Source organism: Pseudoflavonifractor sp. AF19-9AC, from assembly GCF_003478995.1.
Classification (GTDB): Bacteria; Bacillota; Clostridia; order Oscillospirales; family Oscillospiraceae; genus Lawsonibacter.
On sequence record NZ_QUGI01000008.1, the window covers coordinates 16,611 to 40,175 of the forward strand.

Here is a 23,565-nt window from a genome sequence, read left to right on the forward strand (position 1 = left end):
CTCCTTAATCCGTATGTCTTGGAAAAATCAGCTCCGGTGGGCCAGGAAGGCCTCCACCGCGCTCCGGTCCGCCTGCACCGAGCCCTGCACAAAGTCGGGCTTGCCGCCGCCCCGGCCGCTGAGGGTTTGGTTCAGCTCCTTGGTGAAGGCGCGCAGATCGCCGCCCCGGCAGCCGATGGCGTACTTGTAGCCCTTGCCATCCTCCCCGGAGAAGCAGGCGCACCGGCCGGGACACACCTGGAGCAGGGCGTCGCACAGCCGCCGCAGACCGTCGGGGGACAGGCCGGGCTCAAATACCACGGGGCTGTCCTGACCGGCGTGGGCCTGGGCCAGGGTCTGGAAGCGGACGGCCTCCATGGTGAGAATGCGGGACTTCAGCGCGGCATTCTCCTCCAGCAACCGCTCTGCCGCCGCCCCGGTCTCAAAGGGCTTGGCAGAGAGCAGGTTGGAAATCCGGTGGTTTTGCTCCCCAATCCGGTTGAGGTAGCGGAGGGCCCGGCCGCCGCAGACCAACTCAATGCGCACGCCCTCCCGGAACTTCTGTACCGACAAAAGCTTAATAAGCCCGATCTGTCCGGTGGAAGAGACGTGGGTGCCGCAGCAGGCGCAGATGTCCGCACCGGAGAAGGTGACAATGCGCACCTGTCCGGTGAGCTCCTTCTTGCTGCGGTATTCCAGCGTGGGCAGCTCCTCCCGGGAGGGATAGGTGACCAGCACCGGGCGGTCCTGCCAGAGGTAACGGTTGGCTTCCTCCTCCAGCCAGGCCAGATCCGTCCCATCCAGCGGGACATTGAGGTCAATGGTGATGACCTCGGCACCCATGTGAAAGCCCACATTGTCACAGCCCCACTTGGCGTGGGCGATGCCGGAGACGATGTGCTCGCCGGAGTGGTTCTGCATAAGGTCGAAGCGCCGGTCCCAGTCGATGATACCCTCCACGGTCTCGCCAGGAGTCAGCGGGCCGTCACAGGTGTGGACCACCCGGCCCTCCCGCTCGTGGACTTCCAGGACCCGTACGCCGCCCAGAGTGCCGGTGTCCCAGGGCTGGCCGCCGCCCTCGGGGTAGAAGGCAGTCTCCGTCAGCAAGACCTCAAATCCTTTTTTGCAGGGAGTACAGGCCTCGACCCGGGCGGAAAATTGACGCAGGTAGGGATCCGCTTCATATAGCTTTTCCATAAATGGTGACCTCGCACAATGTAAGTTTGGGCCCGGGCGGCTCCGCCCGGGCCCTGAATAATGTCATCATAACACACAGAGAAAGGAAAGGCAAACGATGCCAAAAAGTTGCGGCTAAAGGGCCTGCAGAAGCACCAGAAGAACGCCGTATATGACGCTGGCGGAGATGCCGTAAACCAGTACCGGACCGGCCACCACAAAGAGCTTGGCCGCCGTGCCGGTGATGAGCCCCTCACTTTTGAATTCTAGGGCGGGGGAGACCATGGCGTTGGCAAAGCCTGTGATGGGTACCAGGGTGCCGGCCCCGGCGTGTTTGGCCAGCTTGTCGAAGTAGCCCAGGCCGGTGAGCAGGGCGGCGGCCAGAATAAGGGTGATGGACACCGCCGCCCCGGCCTGGTCCTGGTCCAGCCCCCGCTGTCGGTAGAGGTTGGAGAGCAGCTGGCCCACCGTGCAGATAGACCCACCCACCAAAAAGGCCCAGATGCAGTCTTTTAAAATGGGGGAGGGCTGGGCATATTGACTGACCAGCTTGCTGTATTCCGAATTTGTCATGGGGTAAATCCCTCCTTGGATCGAGAAGATCTCTTGCTGGATAGTCTGCCGCAGAACAGGAAATTTATGCTGAGGTTTGCATGAAGAGAATGGGAAAGGCATACATTGAAGGCGAGGTGATTGGGGTGTATTATGGAACGAAAACGCTGCTGCTGACCTGTTTGGCCACCATGCTGGTGGGGAGCGCCCTGCATTTTCTCTATTCCTCTGTGCCGGGGGCCGTGAACGCCCTGGTTTCTCCGGTGAACGAGAGCTTGTGGGAGCATGTGAAAATCGTCTTCTGGCCCTACCTGCTGGCGGCGGTGTGGCTCAACCGGGGGAGACCGGGTGGGATTCATCCCTGGCTGCTGGCGTTGCCGCTGATGTGCCTGGTGATGCTGCTGCTGGGTTACCTATACCATATCACTCTGGGCGGCGAGGCCATGTGGGTGGACATTGCCATTTATGTGCTGGTGATGGTGCTGGGCTTTTGGCTGCCCACCCAGTTTTCCGGTCCCTTCCAGGGGATCAAGTGGATGCTGCCTGTGGCGGCGGTGCTGGTACTGGGCATTCTGCTTGCCGTATTTACCCTGTGGCCGCCAAAGCACATTCTCTTTGTGGACCTGTCCAGCGCCAGCGCCTGGTTCCAGATTCCCTGCTGAAAGCGATGGACACAGGGCCCCGCCGCCTGCTATAATCGGGGCAGATACAACAGAGAGGGGCGTGAGGAGCCGGTGGTGGTATATGGTGCGAAGGGCCTGGAGCGGCGGGAGCAGGCCTATGAGCTGCTGGCCCAAAGCGTCCGCCTTACCTGGGGGCTGGACCCCCTGCCGGAAATCCGGCAGGCAGAGGAGGGGAAGCCATACTTTCCCCAGAATCCAGGACGGGAGTTTAACCTCAGCCACAGTGGCAGCCTGGCCCTGTGCGCCCTGGACCAAAAGCCGGTGGGAGTGGACATCCAGGTGGTGAAGCAGTGGCGCCCCGGCCTGCCCGGGCGGGTGTGCTCCCCGGAGGAGCTGGCGTGGCTGGAGGGGGAGCGGGAGCTGTGGAGTGCCTTTACCACCCTGTGGGCCCTAAAGGAGAGCCGGGTCAAGTGTACCGGCCATGGGATTCGGGAGCGGCTGTCCGGGATCCGGGTGCCCATCCCCCGGGTGGGGACAACGCTTTATGAGCTGGACGGTATGTGGTTTCGGCTCTATAAAGGGGAAAACTGGCGGGGGGCGGCCTGTGGGTTTGCTCAGCCTCCGGAAAACGTGGAATGGCTGGGGAACGGGTAGGAGACTGGAAAATTCCCTCTTTACAAGTGGGCGAAATCCTGCTATAATAACGGAGCGTCAATAGAGATGCGCCCGTAGTTCAATGGATAGAGCGTCAGATTCCGGTTCTGAATGTTGGGGGTTCGAGTCCCTTCGGGCGTACCAAAAAAGAAGCACCTGCTAAGCAGGTGCTTCTTTTTTGGGTTCCGCCACCTGCCAGGCGGCTCCATCCTTCGGCATTAAAATGCTCGGGGTCGGCAAAGCCGCCCCTGCGCAATTCTCCGCTTCGCTCCGAATTTACGCCGCAAAAGCGGCGCGGCCCAGAAGGGCCGTTTTGGGATCGCTTCCATGAATGTGGTGAGAAATAAGGCGACATCCAGACATTACCCGCAAGACAAGTCAGGGTAGATTATAAAGTCTACCCTGACTTTTTTTGTTTTCGTAACTGTTGCGTCTATCGCCAATCAGGCTTCGTGCGGTGCACTCGCCTTCTTGGGAAGGGAGCCGCAGCGGCCCGGCGTGCCCCCGGCACACCGGGCTGCGCTTCGGCTTCGGGCGTACCAGACTAGGATAGATCGTAAGAGCTATCTTGTTTTTTGCCAGCCAAGTAAGTGTGACGCATGGGGATTGGAGATCATGGACCGATAAAAACGGAAGGCACAATCTGTGCCTTCCGTTTTCTGTTGCTCATAGGTTATTCCTGAAACAGACCCAGTTCTGCTTCCATTTCCCGCACCAGAGCCCCGTCCCGGACGAATTGGAAGAGAGTCTCGATGTCCTGTCCGAAGAAGCGGTCCTCCTCCGCAAAGGCCACGCTCCGGCGCACAAAGTCGTGCAGCCGCCGGGTGGCCCGGCCCTGCTGCAGCGGCTTGCGCAGGTCGATGGCCTGGAGGGCCACCAGGATCTCAATGGCAACCATGTACTGAAGCTTCCCCACTGCCTCTCCCGCCCGCTTGGCGGCGTTGTAGGCCATAGACACCGGGTCCTCCTGGCCCGCGCAGGCGGAGATGGAGTCCACGCTGGCAGGGACAGATAGCAGCTTCAACTCGTTCTGCAGCCCGGCGGCGGTGTACTGGGGGATCATAAAGCCGTTGTTCAGCCCGGGGTTGGTCACCAGGAAGGCGGGCAGCCCGTCGTTCAGGTTCCGGTCCACCATGCGGTTGATGCCCCGCTCCACCTGGTTGCCCGCAATGGCGCAGGCCATGGAAATGATGTCCGCGTGGGAGCCCACATAGGTGCCGTCAAAGTTGCCGCACATCAGGGCCACGCCGTCTCCGTCCTCCGTGTCAAAGAGCTGGGGGTTGTCGCTGATGGAGTGCATCTCCTCCACAATAGCCCGCTCCGACTCTTTCAAAAGGCGCCAGACCGAGCCGTGGACGTGGGGCATGGAGCGCAGCACCAGGGCGTCCTGCACCTTGTCGTCCCGGTGGGCGGCGCAGATTTCGCTGTCCTCCAGCATCTGCAGCAGGTTCCGGGCACAGACATGCTGTTCCTCATGGTCCTTGGTGAGGTGAATCCGCTCATCCAGGGCCTTGGTGGTGCCGTGAAGGGCCTCGTAGCACAACGCCCCCGCCAGCTCCATGTTCTGGGCGGCGACGCGGGCATCATAGATGGCCAGCAGTGCCAGGGCGGTAACAGTGATGGTGCCGTTGAGCATGGTGAGGCCCTCCTTGCACTCCAGCACCAGAGGGGTCAGCCCCTCCTCCTCCAGCACCTGGGCCGCAGGCACCTTTTTGCCATCCTGCAGTACGCTGCCCTCTCCAATGTAGGCCAGAGCCAGATGGGCCTCCACCCCCAGATAGCCCACCGAGCCCTCCGAGGGAGCATAGGGCACGATGTCCCGGTTCAGAAACTGCCGAATGAGCTCCAGGGTCTCCAGACGGATGCCCGAGTGGCCCTTTCCGGCGTTCAGAATAGTCATGAACATCACCGCCCGGGCCTGCTCCCGGCTCAGGGGCTTCCCCACCGCACAGGCGTGGGAGCGGACAATATTCCGTTGCAGTGCCCGGGCGTCCTCCTTGGGGATGACGTAGCGCACATTCTCCCCAAAGCCGGTGGTCACTCCGTAGACCGGCCGGTTCTCCTCCAGAAAGCGCTCCACCAGCCGGCGGTTTTTCTGCACCCGCTCACAAAAGGCGGGAGAATAGGTGAGCTCCGCACCAAACCGGACCACCGCCATAAACTGGTCCAGGTCAATGAGGCAGTCGTCCAAAACCACGGGATTTGCCCCCCGCGGGTGTTTCTGTGTCTCCATATCCGTTCCTCCTCGCAGTCATTCCTGTCCGCGCTGCCGTCTTTTGGGCAGCTCTGCGGAGAATCTGGTTCCATCATACTCGTCCGGCTCCGTTCTGGCAAGAGGCGAAAAAAAGAAGCTGCTTCGCCTCCGGGGAGACGAAGCAGCTTTGGGTAAATGGGAAATTACTCTACCACGGTGATGGAGGTGATGTGGGGGTTGACGCCCTCATACCAGTAGAGGAAGCCCTGAGCGTCAATAACCTGGCCAATCTCCAGGGCCTCCACGGCCTTGTAGACCTCAGTGGAACTGTCGCAGAGGTAGGACTCCACGGTGAAGGTATAGGTCTGGTCGCCCACGGAGACGTTGAAATAGAGGTCATCCCCCTGGGTGCCGGAGCCGTCCCAGTTGTAGAGGAAGGGCACGTCGTTGCCGGCGTCGTCCTGACCGGCGGCCACTACGGTGAGGCCCTTGAAGTCCACCAGCTGGTTCTGGTGGTTGATGAGCTCCTCGGTGCCCAGCAGGGAGGTCACATCCAGAGGCTCGGCAACAAAGGTGTCGCCCTCCACAATCTCGAAGGTGCCGTCAATGATCTCAACCTCACCGGACCACTCGGTCTTATAGCCCGTAACGCGGATGCAGGTGCCGGGGACCAGCTTATCGTAGTCCTCCTGGGAGCAGACCATGTTGTACAGGAAGTAGGCGCCGTCCTCGTCCTGGGCATAGACGGTGGCCTTGTCCTCCCACCAGGACTGCTTGGCCTGGACATAGGCCTCGATGGTCACCTGGGCGTCCAGCTCGGCGGCCATGTACTCCTCATAGCTCATCACCTGGACATCAGTCTGGGAGCCGTCGGCCTGAGAACCGTCGGTCTGGGAGCCGCTTGCAGAGGCGGAAGAGGACTGGGAGGCGTCGGACTGGCTGCCGTCATTGGAGCCGGCACAGCCGGCCAGGGAGCAGACAACGCCCAGCGCCAAAAGCAAAGACAGAAGCTTTTTCATGGAATTTTCCTCCTTTTTTCTTGAAAACACGTGCAAGAGTGCGGAAAAGAATGGAAAGCGGAGGGGGGCCGCAAGCCGCGGCGCACCTCCGCTCCGTCTTCTCACAGCAGACCTAATTATAGCGCAAATCCACTGGAAATCAACCATTCACCGGGGTAATCATCCATTTTTGTGCAAATGAGCCCGTTTTTTGCGTCCCTGTCTCCACTGCAATGCCAGATACCCCAAAATGAGGATCCAGGCCACCGCCAGTCCCACCAGAAGAGCCACCGCCGTCCCCGGCAGGGGGCCAAGATCTGCCTCTCCCCCGGAGGGCGAAATGGAATCCAGATGGTAGAGAGCCTGGGTATCGCTATACAGGGTCTCCAGGAAGGCATCATCCACCGTCTGGCCCCGGCGCACCGCCTTGGTCACCCCCTCGATGAGCTGCCCTGCCGCGTCCCGCAGGGAGGCCGAGCCGTTAAAGACCGGGGTGATGAAAGTATCGTCCATATGGTCGAGCAGCAGCTGCACCGCCTGGAGCTTCACCTCATAGTAGGTGTCGTTGTCCTCCCCCGCCCGGGACAGGTAATCCTGGTACTCCGGGCTCTCCTGGGCCTTGGTGGTCACCGGCACATACCCCTCGGTCTGGGAGTAGGCAATTTGCACCTCGTTGGTGAGGAGGTACTGAGTGAAGAGCCAGGAGGCCAGCACCTCCTGGGGGTCCTCCTTATTGAAGATACACACCGAGGGGCCCTGGGAGATCATCTGGGGGGTGTCCGGGTCAAACTGGGGCACGGGCAGCACCGCCGTCTCAAACTGCGCAATCTCCTCCTCGGCAATGTCCATCAGGGGTGCGTCGCTGCCCATCCAGGTGGAGCCGGCGGTGGAGTCCACGGCAAAGACGCACTGCCCGGCGTTGAGGAAATTGGCGGGGTAGCCGGAAATCTTGAAGGTGGAGAAGGCACCGGAGGCGGTGTTCTCCCCAATGGTCTTCAGAAGCTGGGTGGTGGTGTCGTTAAAGAGCTGGATCACCCCTGTCTGAGTGGAATATCCCGCATCCTTCTGCTTCAGCATCTGGATCATCATGTTGTCGGTGGACTTGTAGAGGAAGGGGATCATCACCTGCTGTCCGTTGAGGACGTAGGTGCCGTCGGCGTTCTGCTCTGCCGCCGCCCGGGAGACCTCCCACACAAAGTCCCAGGTGAGCACCTCGGGCAGCTCGTAGCCCAGGGCCTCCACATAGGTCTTATTCACGTAGCAGGCCTCAGTGGAGCGCATATAGGGCAGGGCGTAGTAGTGTCCTCCTAACCGGCACTCCTCCAGGAACTGGGGTACAATCTCCTCCTGGGATGGGGCGTCAAAGCGTACCTCGCTCCCCCCCAGGCCGTAGCGCTCGTCGGCCATCAGCTCGTCCAGGGGGACCACCACGTTGTCACCGGTGAGGTAGGTGGCGATGTGGTCGGGGTAGGTGATGCACACGTTGGGCGTGGTCTGGGTGGAGATGTTGGTGATGACATCGTTGTAGATGTCCCCGTAGTTGGTATAGAGCCGCAGGGTGACGGTGATGTTGGGGTAGAGGGCCTGAAAGTCCTCGATGGCTTTTTTATAGATGTCGGTCTGGCTCTTGTTGGTGTCGTTCTTGGCCCAGAAGGTAATCTCATAGCTCCGGCTCTCGTCAAATTCCTCCGGCACCGAGAAGGCCGCCTGCTCCTGCCGGCCGTGGCAGCCCGCCAGCAGGCCCAGAACCGCCGCCAGCAGACAGGCTACAGCCAGAATGCGTCTCACGCTTCTCATCCCTTCATCCCTCCCCTGGACACGCCCTCCATGATCTTCTTTCTAAAAATCAGAAAGAGCACGATGAGCGGCACCGAAATGACCACCACAGCGGCCATCATGGCGGGGATGTTCTCCCGGCCGAAGCCGTTTTCCCGAATCTCCTGAATGCCGTTGGACACCAGGAAGTAGGCCTGGTTGTCAGTGATGAGCCGGGGCCAGACGTAGGAGTTCCAGCACTCGATGATCTTCAAAATAGTGATGGTCACCAGGGTGGGGCGGCAGATGGGGATCATCACCTTCCACAGGTACTTGAGGTCGGAGGTTCCATCCACCTTGGCCGCCCGGTAGAGCTCGTCGGGTACCTGCTCAAAGTTTTCCTTCAGCAGGTAAATATAAAAGACCGAGGTGATGGAGGGCAGAATGAGACCGGGGAAGCTGTTGCGCAGGTCCAGGTTGGTGATGGTCACAAAGTTGGTGATGACCACCAGTTCGCTGGGAATCATCATCATGGACAAAAAGAGGGCGAACAGCAGGTTTTTGCCCTTAAACTCCAGGCGGGCAAAGGCGTAGGCCGCCAGGGTGCTTACCACCACCATAATGGCGGTGGTAATGACGGAGAAAATCAGGGTGTTCAGCAGATAGCCTCCGAGAGGCACGGCGGTAAAGGCCTCCCAGTAGTTTTCCAGGGTGGGAGACAGGGTAAAGAACACAGGGGTATGCTCCGAGTTGTAGGAGCCGTAGCTCTTCAGGGAGGTGAGCACCATCCAGTAAAAGGGGAACAGCACCACCAGGGCCCAGATGGTCAGCCCCACGTAGGTCACCGCCCGCAGTCTGCGGCTGCGGCGGAGGGCGGAGCGCTCCAGACGCTCAAAATCAGCATGTTGTCTCATGGCGCACCTCTCAGGTCCAGTGCTGACGCCGGCTCACCAGCAGATTGATGCAGGTGATGGTCAGCACAATGACAAACAGCAGGATGGCCGCCGCCGAGGCGTAGGAGGGGTAGCCGCCGCTGCTGCCGTAGAGCATGTCGTACACATAGCCCACGATGGTGTTCATTCCCGCGGCGTTCAGGTCGGTGCCGAAGAGGGCCACCGCGTCGCTGTACGCCTTGAAGGCTCCGATGAAGCCGGTAATCACCAGATAGACCAGCATGGGGGCAATCATGGGCAGGGTGATGCGGGTAAAGGTGCGCAGGCGGGAGGTACCGTCCACCCGGGCGGCCTTGTAGTAGTCGGGATTCACCGAGGCCAGGGCGCTGGTGAGCACCAGAATCTTAAAGGGCATCACCACCCACACGGTGTAGAAGCACAGCACGAACATCTTGGCCCAGTAGGGACCGTTGATAAAGTCCACAGGCCCCTGTCCGAACCAGGCCAGCACCAGGTTCACTAAGCCGTCGGTGTACTCCGTCTTCTGAAAGAGCACCATGAACACCAGGCCCACCGCCAGGGTGTTGGTCACGTAGGGCAGGAAGTAGACGGTCTGGTAGAGCTGCCGCAGGGGGCGGATGGAACTCAATCCTGTGGAGATCACCAGGGCCAGGCCGGTGGACACCGGCACGGTGATGATGACCAGAATGAAGGTGTTTTTCAGCGCCTGGAGAAAGTAGGGGTCGTGGAGGACATACTGGTAGTTGTAGGTGCCCACGCCGAAGTAGGTCTGGGAGGCAAAGTTGAAGCCCTCCTCCAGGGAGTAGATAAACACGTCGATGAGGGGGTAGACCAGAAAGGCCCCCAGCAGCACCAGAGAGGGCAGCAGGTAGAGCCAGGCCTTTTTCTGATTCATTGTCCCGCCTCCCGTCCGGTTCCGGCCACGGGGATGCGCACCTCGCTGTCCCGGTCAAAGAGAAACACCTTGTCCGGCCGCAGGGCAAAGCGCACCTGGGCGGCGGAGGCGTCTACCTCCTGCTCCGAGCGGATGATAGCCCGCACCGCTCCGTTCTGGCTGGCGGGATGGGTGCACACAATGCTCACGTCCCGGCCCAGCACCTCCACCCGGGTGAGGGCGCACTGGACCGGCCCGTCTGCCTGGGGCAGGAAGCCCTCGGGGCGCACACCCACCCAGACGGCCCGGTCCGACACTCCGGGGGTGTCCAGCACCGGCTGGTCATCCAGCAGCAGCTTCCCCTGCCGCACCTCACCGGTAAAGACGTTGATGGGGGGCGTGCCCAGGAATTTGGACACAAACAGGCTGGCCGGATCGTCGTAGACCTGCTGGGGCGCGCCCTCCTGCATGAGTACGCCGCCCTTCATCACCACAATGCGGTCGGAGATACTCATGGCCTCCTCCTGGTCGTGGGTGACAAAGAGGGTGGTAATGCCCGTCTTTTTCTGAATCTTGCAGATCTCCTCCCGGGTCTGAAGGCGCAGCCGGGCGTCCAGGTTGCTCAGCGGCTCGTCCAGCAGCAGCACGCGGGGCATCTTCACCAGTGCCCGGGCGATGGCCACCCGCTGCTGCTGTCCGCCGGAGAGCTCCTTGGGACGGCGGTCCAGCAGCTCCTCAATCTGCACCAGGGCGGCGGTCTCCAGGGCCCGGCGGCGCATCTCCTCCCGGGAGGGGCGGGCCTCCCCCTTCAGATTTTCCAGGGGGAACAGAATGTTCTGCAGCACCGTCAGGTGGGGGTAGAGGGCGTAGTTCTGAAACACCATGCCCACACCCCGCAGCTCCGGGGGCAGGGCGGTCACATCCTCCTCTCCGAAGAAAATCTGTCCGGAGGTGGGCTTTTCCAACCCGCAGATCATGTTAAGGGTGGTGGTCTTTCCGCAGCCCGAGGGGCCCAGCAGTCCAACCAGTGTTCCGTCGGGGATCTCAAAGGTGAGATTCTCCACCGCGGTCATTTCCCCCCGGGCCTTTTTACCCCGGTTGGGAAACCGCTTGGTGAGATTCTCCAGCCTGATTTTCATTCCACACATCTCCCTGTGAAAGCATTCTTGCATGTAAATTATAGCGGATTTTGCAGCACAGCTCAAGGTTTGATACCAGGGGTGCAGCCACAGATTCCTATGTAAAATGAGTGCTTTTTTGAAAAAACACACAAAAAAGGGCTGCGTCTCAAAGAACAGAGACGCAGCCTTTTCTGACGTATTTTAAGAGAACTTCTCTTCACAAGAAGAGACCGGCAAAAGGAAAACCTGCTCAGAGGGAGCCGCAGCTAGGCAGGCCGTAGGCGGGCTGTGCAGCCCGGACAGCCCGGACAATGGCCCGCTCCATGGCCAGAGCGGCCATGGTTCCCACCACGTTGACATCTCCGGGGAGATCACCGGTGCTCAGTGCATAGATGCTGTCTCCATCGGCCATGGTGTGGACGGGGCGGATGGCCCGGGCAAAGCCGTTGTGGGTCATGCCCGCCACTTTGGTAAGCTGGGTCTTGTTCAGCTTTGCATTGGTCACCACAATCCCCAGGGTGGTGTTGCCGGAAAACAGATTTTCCGCAATGGTCACATCCTGCAAAAGCTCCTCCACCGTATTGGAGAGGGCGGTCCGGTCCCCGTTCAGCAGGCCGGCAATCTGCTTGCCGCCGTCGTAGATGTCGCCCAAGGCGTTGACAGCTACCAGGGCCCCCACCTTCAGACGGCCTGCCTGGAGGGCGTAGGTGCCGAAGCCTGACTTCATGGCCCGGGCCATACCCCGGTACTTGCCCACGGAACAGCCGGTCCCCGCGCCCACATTGCCTTCGGCAGGGGCGTGATAGCTGGCCTGTTCACAGGCCTGGTAGGCCATGTCCCGGTCCGGGCGGACGTCCATCCGGCCCACACCCAGATCGAACAGGCAGGACTGGCTGACCAGGGGAACTTTCGTGACGCCCACGTCAAAGCCGATGCCCCGCTCCTCCAGATAGGCCTGGACTCCTCCGGCCGCATCCAGGCCGAAGGCACTGCCGCCGGAGAGCAGAACAGCGTTGATGGAGTCGGCCTGGGCCACAGGGGAGAGGATCTGAGATTCCCGGGAGGCGGGGCCCCCGCCCCGGACGTCCAGTCCGGCAGGACTCATCCGGTCACAAAGCAGTACGGTGCAGCCGGTGGCGGCTTCCGCATCCTGGGCGTGTCCCACACGGAAACCGCCCACTTCCATAATTCCGATTTCCTGCATGATGGAACACCTCTCACTGCTTCAGCACAACGCGCAGAGCTTTGCAGACAGAGCCGCTGACCACGCAGCCCACGATCGCTTCCATCAGCGCCTGAGGTCCCACATAGAGGGCCACAAACAGCAAAACGTTGTCCTGAAAGGCGGCCATCAGATCCTCGCTCAAAAGAGCTTGAAGGGTGGGGGCATTTAAAAAGATCACCACCAGCACCGACATATAAAAGAGGGTGTTCAGCAGCGGCGCCGCCACCCCGCCGATGTAGTAGGAGACGGTCTTTCCCTTGTCCAGCTTGTGGACACCTCGGAAAATCCACCCCACACAGACCCCCATGAGAATCCGGGGAATAAAGCAGTTGATTACGCTCAGGAGCACCACAGTGCCGCCGGTGTAGCCTGCCAGGAACAGGGTGCTGAAGCCGGTTTTGACGGCGGTGTAGAAGCTGATACACCCCATGACGCCGCCTAAGATGCCTCCGGCCAGGGGGCCCAGTATCATGGCACCCACAGCAACCGGTACCGTCATAATGGACGCGTTTTGCCCGGGCAGCGGGATCACAGCCAGTCCGGCGATGTTCATCATCAGCAGGATGCCAACCAGAAGCGCCAGTTCCATAAGGTACGTGAGATCGGACGATTTTGCTTTTACCATATTCAATTCCTCCTGCTGCCGCTCCGCCTTCTGCGGATGCAGCGCATTTTTCCGGCAGTATGCCGGCGGCTTATTATACTATGGGGCGAAGAAATTTGCAAGGCGGATTCCTTTGCACGCTGCTCCTGACCGGGCAGAAATCAGCCAGGGCAGAGAAAACAAACGCTGTCTTCTCTGCCCTGGAAGGAAATGATTCGGTGCCCAAAACCTGTGATTCCGGTTTGTGCGCCGGATTACGAGAGGCTGACGACGTCGATGTACCAGGAGTTGCCCACTTTGATCACGGGGACCTCGAAAGGGGCTTCCTCATCGATGCCTAGGCTGGAGGCCTGCACCCGGAAGGAAACGCTCACCTCCCGGGCGTCGGACACATTCACATTGAACTGATCATATTGCTCCTGGATATCGTCCAGCTCGTTGTCATCCACATGTTCCGAGCCTACAGCCTTATAGGAAATTTTGACTCCACGTCTGAGAAAATCCAGAGACCCGACGGCGTACTCAAACTGGTTTCCCAGTTCCTCCAGTTCCTCCGCTACCTCTGCTTTGGTATAGCCGCCCTCATCCATCACCGTCTGGACAACTCCCTTGGGAACCAGGTCCAGAAGGGCAGAGGCGTCCTGCTCGAAAATGGCGTCAAAGAACTGCTCAGCGGTCTCCGTATCGCTGCGCCCGCCAAACAGAGAGGAAACGACGAAGATTGCCAAAACCGCGGCAATCACAGCTCCGGCAATTTTGATTTTTTTACTGGTGAGGATGCCAATTCCGGCGAAAACACTTGCTCCGACGGAAGGCTTGGAAGACGCCGCCGCGTCGTGTGCCGGCTGTTCGGCCGCCAGCGGCGCGCCGCAGGCACTGCAGAAAGAGGATCCGGGTTCGTTTTTTGCTCCGCACTGTTCACAATACATGGTTGATTCCTCCTGATGTTTTGTTTGTTGTGTTTTGTAAGAACATGACGCTATGAGAGAAGTGCGTGGAAGATGACAAATTTACGGTTTCTAAACGGGGAATACAAATTGACAAGGCTATTGTTTGGTATTACAGTATGGGTTAAAAGAAAATAAAGCATTTTAGCTTAAATGGAACATTTTTACAGCAACAGAGGGATAAAATGGAAAAAAGTGAGGTAATGGCCCTCGTTCCCCGATGCCTTGCAGGGGATGAGGAAGCGCGGGAAGCGCTGGTGCTGGCGGTGCAGAACCGTGTGTTCTACCACTGCAAGAAGATGCTGAAAAACGAGGACGACGCCCTGGACGCGACCCAGGAGATTCTGATCACCATGCTGACCAAGCTGGATACCCTGAAGGAACCAGCGGCGTTCGGCGGCTGGCTGAGTGCCATGACGGCCAATTACTGCCGCAATGTTCTCCGCCGGAGCGGACGGGAGATTCCGATTCCTGAGGATGAGGAAGGCAACAGCATGCTGGACACCATTGAGGCGCCGGATGAGCAGGAAGTGCCCGATAAGGCGCTGGACAGCGCCGAGAGCCGCAGGATGATCGTGGAGCTCATTGACGCCCTGCCGGAGGCCCAGCGCCTGTGCGTGCTGATGTACTATTATGACGAGATGGGAGTCAAAGCCATTGCCGAAGCTCTGGGAACGTCGGAGGGCACGGTCAAGAGCCGTCTGAACTATGCGCGCAAGGCGATTAAAGAGGGCGTGGAGCGCTACGCCGCCCAGGGTGTCAAGCTCTATGGTCTGGCGCCGCTGCCCTTCCTCGTCTATATCCTCAAGCAGGACGCTCTGCTGGGCGGCCTGACTGCCGCGCAGAGCAGTGCCTGTGCCCAGGCGGCCCTGGCGGGCAGCTCCGCTGCGCTGGCCGGAGCTGCAGGAGGTGCTGCCGCGGGAGCGGGGACCACAGCCGCGGTTGGAACCACGACTGCGGCAGGAACCGCCGGTGGAGCGGGGGCAGCCGTAAGCGGTGCCGCGGCCGGAGGAACGGCCGCCTCCGCCGGGACCGGAAATGCGCTGACCGCCATGCTGCTGGCCCATAAGGGAATTGCCGCCGCCGTGGCGGGAGTGGTGCTGACGGGAGCCATTGGCGGTACGGTGCTGCTCTCCCAGCCAAAGCAGCCGGCGGAAGAGCCTCAGCCCCCGGCTATTGAGGTGGTGGGCCCTCTGCCTGAGCCGGAACCGGAACCCGAGCCGCCTCAAAGAACAGGTATTGTGAACTCTGAACTAGCGACGATAATGTGGCCTGGATATAGCATGGATGTGCCATCAATGTACGATGCAGCAACGATGGAAGAGATTCCTTACAAGGAAATTGTGTGGTCAAGTGAGAACCCTGACTTGGTTCAAATAGAAAACTACAAAATTATACCACAAGATAAGGAAGGAACCGCTTTTATCAACGCGTCGTGGAATGGTTATACTTCACGATGTAGAATTGAAATTGTCGAGAGAAGCGACACAATTAGTTTGGATGCTAAACTGATAATACACACTCTTGGAAATGACTTCCGGCTGCGTCTTTATGATTACACTGTTTCGCCTTTCGGGGATGGATATACGGTGGATTGGGCGGTAAGTGACTCAAATATTCTGAGTATAGAGCCTCAGATGACAGCGGATGGTGAGTATGCTGTGCGTGTCTACCTAAAAGAAGTTGGCTCGGCATTTGTTTCCTGTACCGTTACATGGCCAGATGGAACTACAAGAAGTGCTTGCTGCAATGTTGTTGTTCGCCCTGCAAGGTAGAGAGGCGCTTGAATTGTTCCGTCCTTATTTATAGGAGTAATACATAAAAGCCCCTGCACCCCGGCAGGGGGGCTTTTTTCTTGGAATGTTACCGCTGAGCGGCACTCAGAGCCTCCTGCGTGGCCACTTCCACGGCCTTCTTGGCCCGGGTCATCTTATAGATCTGGAAGAGGAAGGAGGGGATGCCCAGGAAGAAGGCGCCGGCACAGCGGACCAGGAGGTTGGCAACGAACATATAGAAGGCACTGTCGGTGTCGATGAAGATGATCGTGTTTCCGGACTCTCCCAGGCGGATCAATTTGCTCATGGTTCTCCAGCCGGCGGGGAGACAGAACATCCAGGGAATGACCAGGATGTTTTCCAGGCTGATCCCATAGGATTCCACGATCAGAGTGTATATGGTGTAAATGGCAAAGGGCGCGCCCAGCAGGCAGTTGAGCATCAGGTCCCACCGGGTGAAGCTCAATTTGTCCAGGCGGCTCTGTTTGCGCTGTTCCAGCTCGGCCACCTTTCGGGCGTGATTTTCATTCTGAATGGCTTCAAAGCAGTCATCACACAGACAGGGGGTGTACTTGCTGGCGCACTCCCGGCATAGTCCTTTTCCGCAGCGCTGACAGGTAGCGGCGGCTTCCCGGTCTTCATGGTTGAAACATTTCATACTCAATTCTCCTCATTTCCTTTTTCTTGGGGGGGTACCCCCTCGTTCTGAGAATAAAGAAACAGTTGGAGTGCCCGCGGTTTTATCAATCGGAAAAAATTTTTTCTTTTTTCAGCCGCGCCATCAGGGCCTGGATTTGCCCGCTGTCCAGCACGGTCCTGGCCGCATCCTCCTCCAGGGCAGCGTGGATCAGGTCATACCAGGTTCTGACCGCCTCATGCGGGCAGCTCATAGCCGAGCAGATGGAAGAACGGGTTCTCCTCTGTGCCCACATTGCGCAGCTGGAGTGTCAAAACTTCGTAGGTGGAGTTGGAGTCCGGGAAATACTCCGTTGTGTCCATGATGAACGTGGCGGTATAGGTGTCGTCGTAGTTGTAGACCAACGTGGTCTTATAGGGGAAGGGGATAGGACCGCCCACCCCTCGTAAATAAACGTCATAGAATTCTCCGTCGTAGGAAACCATGGGAGCCCCGGTGTAGTAGTCAGTCAGAATAAAATCGGGATCGTTCATCCAGGTGCGGTTGTTGGCGGAGAGGTCGATTCCAAAGCGCTTCTGGAAGGCAGCCTCCAGCTCCCCGGCGGGAATCCGGTTCCACTCATCCCCATAGGTTCCTCGGCCGGGCTCGGCCGGGACCCATTCGTTCTCCTGAGAATACTCGGGGCGGTGCATGGTGGGAGAGACGGAGAGGGAGATGACATAGCTTTCAAAGGTGGGGGTGGGGATCATCTCGCGCGTCAGCTTTGCCTCGTCCAGTGCCAGCTCCATGGCGGGGGACATCTGATCGGCCAGATTGGTGTGGAAGGGGATGGGGGAAAGAGCCTCTAAACGCTCCAGAAGCTCCGCCGCCTCCTGGCCGTCCTCACCGAACACACGGTAGGTGGTCCGAAGGGCCTCGATCTCATCCCAATTCAGGGTGCAGCTATCCCGCCGCGCGGCACTCACACAGTCCAGTACGGTCACATGGGGCGTTTCCCCGGCCAGGGCGGTATCTTCCACCACGTAGGCCAGCTGATGTTGGAGAGTAGCCCCCAGGGGGAGCATCTCACACAGGACCAGGTAGCGGTCGCCTCCCAGAGGTTCCACACTGGTGAGCTGGGGTTCTCCGGTTGGGAGCGTGGCCGTGTAACCGGACACGTTCACATAGATATCGCCGTCCTCAGCCGGGTACCAGTTCCAGGCGGTCAGGTCCTGGGGGTGGCTCCGGAAGGCCTGCCCTGCAGGAGCCACGGCGCCGTCCAGGTAGGGCTGGAGCTCCTCCAGCTTCACCCGCTGATACCAGCCCTGGGGAAGGGTGGGGTCTTCGCCCCAGGCGGTTTCCAGGGTGCCGGGGGTGTAGAGAATGAGCATGGCGATGGTGGCGGGCAGATTTTTGGGGGAGAAGGGGTCCTCGTCCTTGTACATAGAATAGGAATAGTTGCAGCGCATGGCCGCGTCAGTGAGGGCGGCCAGCTTGTCCTCGTCCAGCTCCTGGGGGTCGTCGCAGAGGTAGGCGCCTCTGCTCTCGGCCTGGACCAGCGCCGCCGTCCGCATGAGGGCGTCCCGGTAGGCGGCCGCGTCGTCATAGGAGCCGGCCTCTTCCCAGGTGCGGACCTGCTGCGCCAGCTGGTCCAGCTCGCTCAGCGGCTTGCTGGCGTCACTTTCCCCCTGGGAGGCATCGGCAGAGCCGGAACTACCGGGCGAGGTGGTTCCGCACCCGGAGAGGAGCGCGGCGGTACAGAGCAGGACAGCAAGAAATCGATTCGCTTTCATGTTGTGTTCTCCTTTCGCTTCCATGTTCCCATGGAACGGTATTTCCCTTACACCAATGAAGAAACAGAAGGGGGACCAATGGTTTTAAAAAAAGAAAAAATTTTTTCAATCGATCAAGAGAAAGGGTGAACCGGTGCAGACACGTTGCGTGGGTGTCGGCGGAGGGAGCAAATAATTTTGCAGCCGTCCGCAAAAAAGAGGGGAGGGGCGTCCCGGTTGAATGGAACGCCCCTCCTTTGGTTCAAAGAGGAACTGTTTCAGAATCGGATGACGAGGCGGTGTGCGCCGCAGGATTCCGTACCAGTTATTAATAGTTGTCGCTGTGGATTTCGAAGAAGCTCTTGCTGTACAGACAGGTGGGGCAGACCTCAGGAGCGGCGGTGCCCACCACGATGTGGCCGCAGTTCCGGCACTCCCAGACCTTCACTTCGCTCTTCTCAAACACCTGGGCGGTCTCCACGTTGTGCAGCAGGGCGCGGTAGCGCTCCTCGTGGCGCTTCTCAATGGCGGCCACCAGACGGAACTTGGCGGCCAGCTCGGGGAAGCCCTCATCCTCGGCGGTCTTGGCAAAACCGTCGTACATATCCGTCCACTCGTAGTTCTCGCCCTCGGCGGCGTGGAGCAGATTCTCGGCGGTGTTCCCTACGCCGTGCAGCTCCTCAAACCACATTCTGGCGTGGGCCTTTTCGTTTTCCGCGGTCTGGAGGAAGAGAGCCGCAATCTGCTCATAGCCCTCGTTCTGGGCCACGGAGGAGAAATAGGTGTACTTGTTCCGGGCCTGGGACTCGCCGGCAAAGGCGGCCTCCAGGTTCTTTTCTGTCTGGGTTCCGGCGTATTTGCTGCCGCTCTTGGCGGGGGCCTCCTGGATCAGCTCAAAGGCAGAGGCGGGCTGCTTACAGATGGGGCAGAACTCCGGGGCGCTGTCGCCCTCATGAATATAGCCGCAAATCTTACACTTCCACTTTTTCATTACGTGTTTGTCTCCTTTCAATTCGGACGTTGTTTCATTACAGGGGATCCGCTCCAGCAGCTCCTTGGCCACCTGGACCGGAAAGTCCGGGGAGGGCGGCGCGTCCACAAACTTCTGAAGCAGCTGGTGAGCGTTGGCACTTTGGGGCAGCATGTAGCCTGCCTCCCGCAGCAGGTCTTCATTCACCAGGCGGACGGATTGTTCCACGGCGGACAGAAGGCGGTAGAGTCCATCGCTGTCTGCACCTTCCGCCAGCTGGCGGGCGATGCTCTCCTGAGACGCCTTGCTCCCGGCCATGGCGTTGGCCTGGTCCACCACCGTATCCTGCTTGGGCTGCTGGGGCGGGTACTCCGTAGGCACCATGGAGATGGCACCGCTGGGGCAGGCGTCGGCGCATACACCGCAGCCCAGGCACTTGTCCACATCGATGATGCTGTTCTCGGTGTCGGTGGCTCCGGTGGGGCAGACATACAGACAGAGACAGTCCTTGGTACAAAGACGCAGATTACGCACGGCAACTTGCTTCATCGCTCAGCGCCTCCCTTCCATTTTTTCAAATTTCCAAGCGGGGACCTTGCACACCGGGCAGAGCTGGGGGGCGCTGTCCCCCACATAGACAAATCCGCACACCGTGCAAACCCACACTTGGGTGTCCCGCAGGAAGGCGTCCCCCTCCGCTTTATAGCGCTTCAGCAGAGAATCCAGCATCCGGGTCACCTTTTCGCCCCAGACGCAGATCCGCTGGGTGCCGCGGTCGGAGACCTCCACCGCGGCGGCCTTCAGGCTGGGGTAGCCTTCATTCAGGTCAGATTCGATCAGCTCCATCAGCTTGTCCAGGCTGGCGTCCGGCACAGGGGGCTGGGCCGCGGCCAAAAAGTCCGCCAGCTCCCGGAACAAAGCGGCCTCCCGGTCCTTATACTGCTTTTCGCAGCCCCGGGCCAGGTTGGAGCACACAGCGGACAGTTCCCCGGCGGAGAGCTCCTTCATGTCGCCCGGAGAATGAATGGGGGTGGGCTTGGGTGCCCCGGCACTCTTGGGAGCCTCGGGGGCAAAGACGCTCTTGTCCGCGCCGCAGAGGGGGCAGACCCACTGGGCGGGCAGATCTTCAAAGGCGGTACCCTCCTTGCCTTCGTCATAGATGTAGCCGCAGATGCCGCAGATCCATGTCTTCACCTGGGATCCTCCTTCCTTCTGAATGAGGTCGCTGCAATCCTGATAGGTGGTGTGCAGCATTTTTTCTGCCATCTCGCTGAGGGGATGGCCGTAAAACGCCTCGTAGACGGCCTTGATCTGGGGATTTTCATGGCTGGTGCGCAGGGTCAGGGCCTCATCCCGCTGATAAAGGGCCTGGATGCGGCTCTTTCGGGTCTCGTCCGGGTTTTTCAGCAGGTCCTTGGGCTGGCCTCCGCCGCCGATGCAGCCGCCGGGACAGGCCATGACCTCCACAAAGTGGTAGGTGGTTCCCTTCTCCCGGATGTCGGCCAGGAAGCGGCGGGCGTTGGCAGTGCCGTAGATGACGGCCACCCGCAGTGTGAGGTCGCCCACTGACACCTGAGCCTCCCGTACGCCCTCATAGCCCCGCACTGGGGTCAGGTGGAGCAGGGCGGCGGGGGCCTCCTGGCTGGTGAGGTAGGCGTAGGCAGTGCGGAGGGCGGCCTCCATGACGCCGCCGGTATTGCCGAAGATGACGCCGGCGCCCGATGCTTTCCCCATCAGGGAGTCATAGGCGGAGTCCTCCAGCGCGTTCCAGTCGATGCCGGCCTCTCTGGCCCACCGTGCCAGCTCCCGGGTGGTGATGACCTGGTCGGTGTCCCGCATGCCGGGGATGTTGTGGTAGTCCGCGGCGGCGTGCATCTCCTCTCGCCGGACCTCAAACTTTTTGGCGGTGCAGGGGGTGAGGGTCACATGGACGATCTGACGGGGGTCCAGACCCATCTGCTGGGCAAAGTAGGTTTTCACTGTGGGGCCCTGCATGCCGATGGGGCTTTTGGCGGTAGAGAGGTGGGGGAGCAGCTCCGGGGCGTAGATCTCCGCAAAATGGACCCAGCCCGGGCAGCAGCTGGTGAACTGGGGCAGGGGCCGGTCGCCTGTGGTGATGCGGCGGATGAGCTCACTGGCCTCCTCCACAATGGTGAGGTCGGCGGCAAAGTTGGTGTCCAGTACATAGTCCACCCCCAGAGCCCGGAGCAGCGCCACCATTTTTCCTTCCACAAAGGCGCCGGGGGCCATGCCGAATTCCTCCCCCAGGGAGGCCCGGACAGCCGGGGAGGTGCTGACCACCACAATTTTGTCCGGGTCGGAAATGGCCTGCCGCACCTGGGGGGATTCGTCCCGCTCGGTGATACTGTCCACCGGACAGACGTTGGCGCACTGTCCGCAGTAGATGCAGATGGCCTTTCCTCCGGTCTCCTCCAACGTGTATGTGCCATGTACGCCCATCAGGTTGGTACAGGCCTCCTTGCACATCCCACACCGGATGCATTTGTCTTCCCAGCGCATGATGCTGGGGTTGTCCGCCTCAATGGGCACGCGGACGGATAAGGGCAGATGATTCAGATTCCTCACATTCCTTTCTTGTTGGCATCGTTCCTGCATTCTTCACATAAATACATCAGCTTCAGGTCGTAGGACAAAATAGCTTGTCCGGCCGCCCGCTCCAGCTGGACGGTCAGATCTCCCAGATCCACATCCAGCAGCCGGCCGCATTTCTTGCATACCAGATGGTCGTGCCGCTGGATTCGGTCGTATCGGTCGGGCATACCCTCCACCGATACCTTGCGGATGCGGTCCTCTTCCCACAGCCGGTTCAGATTGTTGTACACGGTGGCCAGAACTACCTTGGGGTAGGTCTGGCGCAGCGCCTCAAAAATCTGCTCGGCGGTCATGTGGCTGCGGGACTGCTCCACAATTTCTAAAATTTTCTTTCCATACTTGGTCACAAGCATCAACACCGATTTTAGAATAATTCTAAATTTATTGTAGAGACTTCTGGAAAAAAGGTCAAGAGAAAAATTCTTAAGATTTGGAAAAATTGGCAGAAATGGGCGGAAATATGCCATCGCGGTGGCGCGGCAAGGAACCGTTTGCAGAAGAAAAAGATGCCGCAGACAAAGCTGCGGCGTCTTCCACGCATCAATCATATCACCTTGCGGCAAGAGTGAACCGGGAGTTATTCCCCCAGAATCTGGAACAGGCAGCCCCACACATAGTCCAAATCCTCGAAGGGAAGGTCTGGAGTAAGCTGAAAGGCTACGCAGTCCTCTTCCGGCCGGGCCAAAATGCCAAAGCGCCGGGCCAGCGTGTCGGTCAGTGCTTGGGGAGGGCGGCGGTCAAAGACGGCCCGGACCAGGCCGCTTTCTTGGTCGGCAGAGCGCACCTCCGGCCCTCCCGGGCCGAAGTCCTGAAGCCGGGCCTCCAAATGCCGCACCAGCCGGGCCAGGCGGGCGGGATCGCCCGCTGAGGGGGCGGGAGCAGACAGATTGACCGTTCTCATAGATGTGTCTCCGTGGGTACGCTGACCACAAAGTCGTTGCTCTCCAGCTGACGCAGCAGGGAGGAGAGAACACGGGCGGTATTTTCATTGGCGGGCAGAGTGAGATAGGTGCGGTAAGTGCGCCCGTTGAGGCGGCGCATGGTGTTGGAGGCAAAGGTATTGGCCCCCACTGTGTCAGAGGGGTTGAGTGCCAGAGTCTCCTTCCAGCATACCCAGCCCTCTGCCTCCAGGGCGGCGCGGTGACCGTCCGGGACGCAGGCGATGGTGGTTCGCTGGTGAAGCTGCTGGTCCAGGATGTCGTTGCCCTGCTCCAGCAGGGTCCGGGTCTGGGCAAGGGAATCTCCCTGGGCCAGAATGCCGATGCTGTGGCCGGAGCCCAGAATCCGGCGGACCAGGCCGGGATCCTCCTCCATCACCTGGGGGGTGAGGAGGAACAGCATATAGGTGCCCTCACTCAGAGAGTCCAGCACTGCGGCGGTTCCGGCGGCATCCTCGCAGCGGAAGGCCAGGTAGGTGCGCACAGTGGCAGAGCTCTCATCCTCGTCATCGTCCGGTACGGGCGTGGGAGTCACGGTGGTGCCGGTGTTGCTGCCGCCTGAGCCGGGGTCGGGGGTGGGGTTGAGGCTCTGGTGGTATTCCCGGAGGCGGCGGTTGATGAAGTCGCCGGCGGCGTCAATGAACATCTCGTCGGAGAGGACCACGGCGCTGCTCTTGATACGCACCAGATAGCCCTGGCTGATGGTATTGTAGGAGTAGGTCAGGCCGAAGAAGTCGCACACCAGATAGAGTGGAAGGTAGGGGCGGCCGTTTCGCATGATGGCCTTGGCGGAGTAGGTCTCGCCGGTCAGCTCATTGCGGGTGGTGCCGGTGTTCAGGTTAAAGACCAGCATTTTGCGCAGGTTATAGAGCGTCACCGTGTTGGAGGTGCGCTCATAGCTGCACTCCAGACCCAGCTTGACTCCGGTGCTGTTGGAGTCGAAGACGCTGTATGGTACATAGAGCGTGCCGCCCGACCAGACCGGCATGGTGTCGGCGGTGAGGGGCTGAAGGTTGTCGTTGATGGAAGTAAAGTAAAGATCCGCGGCGCTTACCGGGATGGGGGCCAGCAGTCCAAGGCAGAGTACGACGGTTAAAAGTGCGCCCAGGAGCCTGCGTTTGAGAGACATGAACCCTCCTCCTTTCCGGTTGATAAAGGGATTATAACATAGTATAATCGGGGAGGCAAGCGGCCGGAATCGGACGGAAGGAGCCAATTTAATCCGTTTTTAATGAAGGGTAAACACCCTTTCAAGCGCCGTGTGT

22 protein-coding genes and 1 tRNA gene are annotated in these 23,565 nt (G+C 59.9%); 4 read left to right on the forward strand and 19 right to left on the reverse strand.

All coding sequences use genetic code 11. The features are described 5' to 3' along the window. Positions 1–27 precede the first annotated feature (27 nt). Together DWX58_RS12935 and spoVAC are read right to left on the reverse strand one after the other, a co-directional pair. A complete protein-coding gene (locus DWX58_RS12935) occupies positions 28–1,176 on the reverse strand; it encodes an alanine--tRNA ligase-related protein (RefSeq protein WP_118644461.1) in 1,149 nt (382 codons plus the stop codon). A 114-nt stretch (positions 1,177–1,290) separates the two neighbouring features. Continuing rightward, positions 1,291–1,728, reverse strand: coding sequence for a stage V sporulation protein AC (gene spoVAC / locus DWX58_RS12940; RefSeq protein WP_118644463.1), 438 nt, complete (start codon positions 1,726–1,728; stop codon positions 1,291–1,293). Positions 1,729–1,817: 89 nt separating this feature from the next. Between spoVAC and DWX58_RS12945 the strand changes: the two genes are divergently transcribed. The 3 genes from DWX58_RS12945 (at position 1,818) to DWX58_RS12955 (ending at position 3,128) form a co-directional block, all read left to right on the forward strand. Next, entirely contained in the window at positions 1,818–2,369 is a 552-nt protein-coding gene (locus DWX58_RS12945) for a DUF6512 family protein (RefSeq protein WP_118644465.1), read from the forward strand. 75 nt (positions 2,370–2,444) lie between these two features. Then, positions 2,445–2,984 carry a 4'-phosphopantetheinyl transferase superfamily protein gene (locus tag DWX58_RS12950; RefSeq protein WP_243093501.1) on the forward strand — a complete coding sequence of 180 codons (540 nt, stop codon included), beginning with the start codon at positions 2,445–2,447 and terminating at the stop codon, positions 2,982–2,984. 68 nt (positions 2,985–3,052) lie between these two features. Continuing rightward, positions 3,053–3,128, forward strand: a tRNA-Arg gene (locus tag DWX58_RS12955). A 529-nt stretch (positions 3,129–3,657) separates the two neighbouring features. Here the strand turns inward: DWX58_RS12955 and DWX58_RS12960 are convergent. The 9 genes from DWX58_RS12960 to DWX58_RS13000 all read right to left on the reverse strand — a co-directional run bounded on the left by DWX58_RS12960 (position 3,658) and on the right by DWX58_RS13000 (position 13,598). Continuing rightward, positions 3,658–5,217 carry an aromatic amino acid ammonia-lyase gene (locus tag DWX58_RS12960; protein ID WP_118644467.1) on the reverse strand — a complete coding sequence of 520 codons (1,560 nt, stop codon included), beginning with the start codon at positions 5,215–5,217 and terminating at the stop codon, positions 3,658–3,660. A gap of 164 nt (positions 5,218–5,381) precedes the next feature. Next, entirely contained in the window at positions 5,382–6,197 is an 816-nt protein-coding gene (locus DWX58_RS12965) for a hypothetical protein (RefSeq protein ID WP_118644469.1), read from the reverse strand. A gap of 159 nt (positions 6,198–6,356) precedes the next feature. Then, positions 6,357–7,973 carry an extracellular solute-binding protein gene (locus DWX58_RS12970; protein ID WP_118644471.1) on the reverse strand — a complete coding sequence of 539 codons (1,617 nt, stop codon included), beginning with the start codon at positions 7,971–7,973 and terminating at the stop codon, positions 6,357–6,359. Further along, the gene (locus DWX58_RS12975; protein WP_118644473.1) at positions 7,970–8,845 is read right to left on the reverse strand and encodes a carbohydrate ABC transporter permease; all 876 of its coding nucleotides are present in this window, start codon (positions 8,843–8,845) and stop codon (positions 7,970–7,972) included. Before DWX58_RS12975 ends, DWX58_RS12970 begins: the two co-directional genes overlap by 4 nt. 10 nt (positions 8,846–8,855) lie before the next feature. After that, entirely contained in the window at positions 8,856–9,740 is an 885-nt protein-coding gene (locus DWX58_RS12980) for a sugar ABC transporter permease (RefSeq protein ID WP_118644475.1), read from the reverse strand. Continuing rightward, positions 9,737–10,858, reverse strand: coding sequence for an ABC transporter ATP-binding protein (locus tag DWX58_RS12985; protein WP_118644477.1), 1,122 nt, complete (start codon positions 10,856–10,858; stop codon positions 9,737–9,739). Before DWX58_RS12985 ends, DWX58_RS12980 begins: the two co-directional genes overlap by 4 nt. Positions 10,859–11,090: 232 nt before the next feature. Continuing rightward, complete coding sequence (locus DWX58_RS12990) at positions 11,091–12,044, reverse strand: P1 family peptidase (RefSeq protein ID WP_118644479.1); 954 nt, start codon at positions 12,042–12,044, stop codon at positions 11,091–11,093. 13 nt (positions 12,045–12,057) lie between these two features. Beyond that, positions 12,058–12,690, reverse strand: a complete 633-nt coding sequence (locus DWX58_RS12995) for an ECF transporter S component (RefSeq protein WP_118644481.1) — start codon at positions 12,688–12,690, stop codon at positions 12,058–12,060. A gap of 233 nt (positions 12,691–12,923) precedes the next feature. Next, on the reverse strand, positions 12,924–13,598 hold the full coding sequence (locus DWX58_RS13000) for a zinc ribbon domain-containing protein (RefSeq protein ID WP_118644483.1): 675 nt from the start codon (positions 13,596–13,598) through the stop codon (positions 12,924–12,926). A gap of 221 nt (positions 13,599–13,819) precedes the next feature. Here DWX58_RS13000 and DWX58_RS13005 point away from each other — a divergent pair, with 221 nt between their 5' ends. Further along, positions 13,820–15,391 (forward strand): sigma-70 family RNA polymerase sigma factor, encoded by a 1,572-nt coding sequence (locus DWX58_RS13005; protein WP_199648836.1) that lies wholly within the window; start codon positions 13,820–13,822, stop codon positions 15,389–15,391. 88 nt (positions 15,392–15,479) lie between these two features. Here DWX58_RS13005 and DWX58_RS13010 read toward each other — a convergent pair whose 3' ends face one another. The 8 genes from DWX58_RS13010 to DWX58_RS13040 all read right to left on the reverse strand — a co-directional run bounded on the left by DWX58_RS13010 (position 15,480) and on the right by DWX58_RS13040 (position 23,429). Next, positions 15,480–16,049 (reverse strand): hypothetical protein, encoded by a 570-nt coding sequence (locus tag DWX58_RS13010; RefSeq protein WP_118644487.1) that lies wholly within the window; start codon positions 16,047–16,049, stop codon positions 15,480–15,482. 85 nt (positions 16,050–16,134) lie between these two features. Then, positions 16,135–16,281 carry a hypothetical protein gene (locus DWX58_RS15445; protein ID WP_199648838.1) on the reverse strand — a complete coding sequence of 49 codons (147 nt, stop codon included), beginning with the start codon at positions 16,279–16,281 and terminating at the stop codon, positions 16,135–16,137. Continuing rightward, positions 16,265–17,800 carry a hypothetical protein gene (locus DWX58_RS13015; protein ID WP_118644489.1) on the reverse strand — a complete coding sequence of 512 codons (1,536 nt, stop codon included), beginning with the start codon at positions 17,798–17,800 and terminating at the stop codon, positions 16,265–16,267. Before DWX58_RS13015 ends, DWX58_RS15445 begins: the two co-directional genes overlap by 17 nt. A 307-nt stretch (positions 17,801–18,107) precedes the next feature. Further along, positions 18,108–19,298: a rubrerythrin gene (gene rbr / locus DWX58_RS15920; RefSeq protein WP_118644491.1), complete on the reverse strand. Its 1,191-nt coding sequence runs from the start codon at positions 19,296–19,298 to the stop codon at positions 18,108–18,110. 3 nt (positions 19,299–19,301) lie between these two features. Then, complete coding sequence (locus DWX58_RS13025; protein ID WP_347559179.1) at positions 19,302–21,335, reverse strand: [FeFe] hydrogenase, group A; 2,034 nt, start codon at positions 21,333–21,335, stop codon at positions 19,302–19,304. Further along, positions 21,332–21,709, reverse strand: a complete 378-nt coding sequence (locus DWX58_RS13030; protein WP_118644697.1) for a transcriptional repressor — start codon at positions 21,707–21,709, stop codon at positions 21,332–21,334. The genes DWX58_RS13025 and DWX58_RS13030 overlap by 4 nt, the downstream gene beginning before the upstream one ends. Before the next feature lie 230 nt (positions 21,710–21,939). Further along, complete coding sequence (locus tag DWX58_RS13035; protein WP_118644495.1) at positions 21,940–22,263, reverse strand: hypothetical protein; 324 nt, start codon at positions 22,261–22,263, stop codon at positions 21,940–21,942. Beyond that, positions 22,260–23,429: a hypothetical protein gene (locus tag DWX58_RS13040; protein WP_118644497.1), complete on the reverse strand. Its 1,170-nt coding sequence runs from the start codon at positions 23,427–23,429 to the stop codon at positions 22,260–22,262. Before DWX58_RS13040 ends, DWX58_RS13035 begins: the two co-directional genes overlap by 4 nt. Positions 23,430–23,565: the final 136 nt, after the last annotated feature.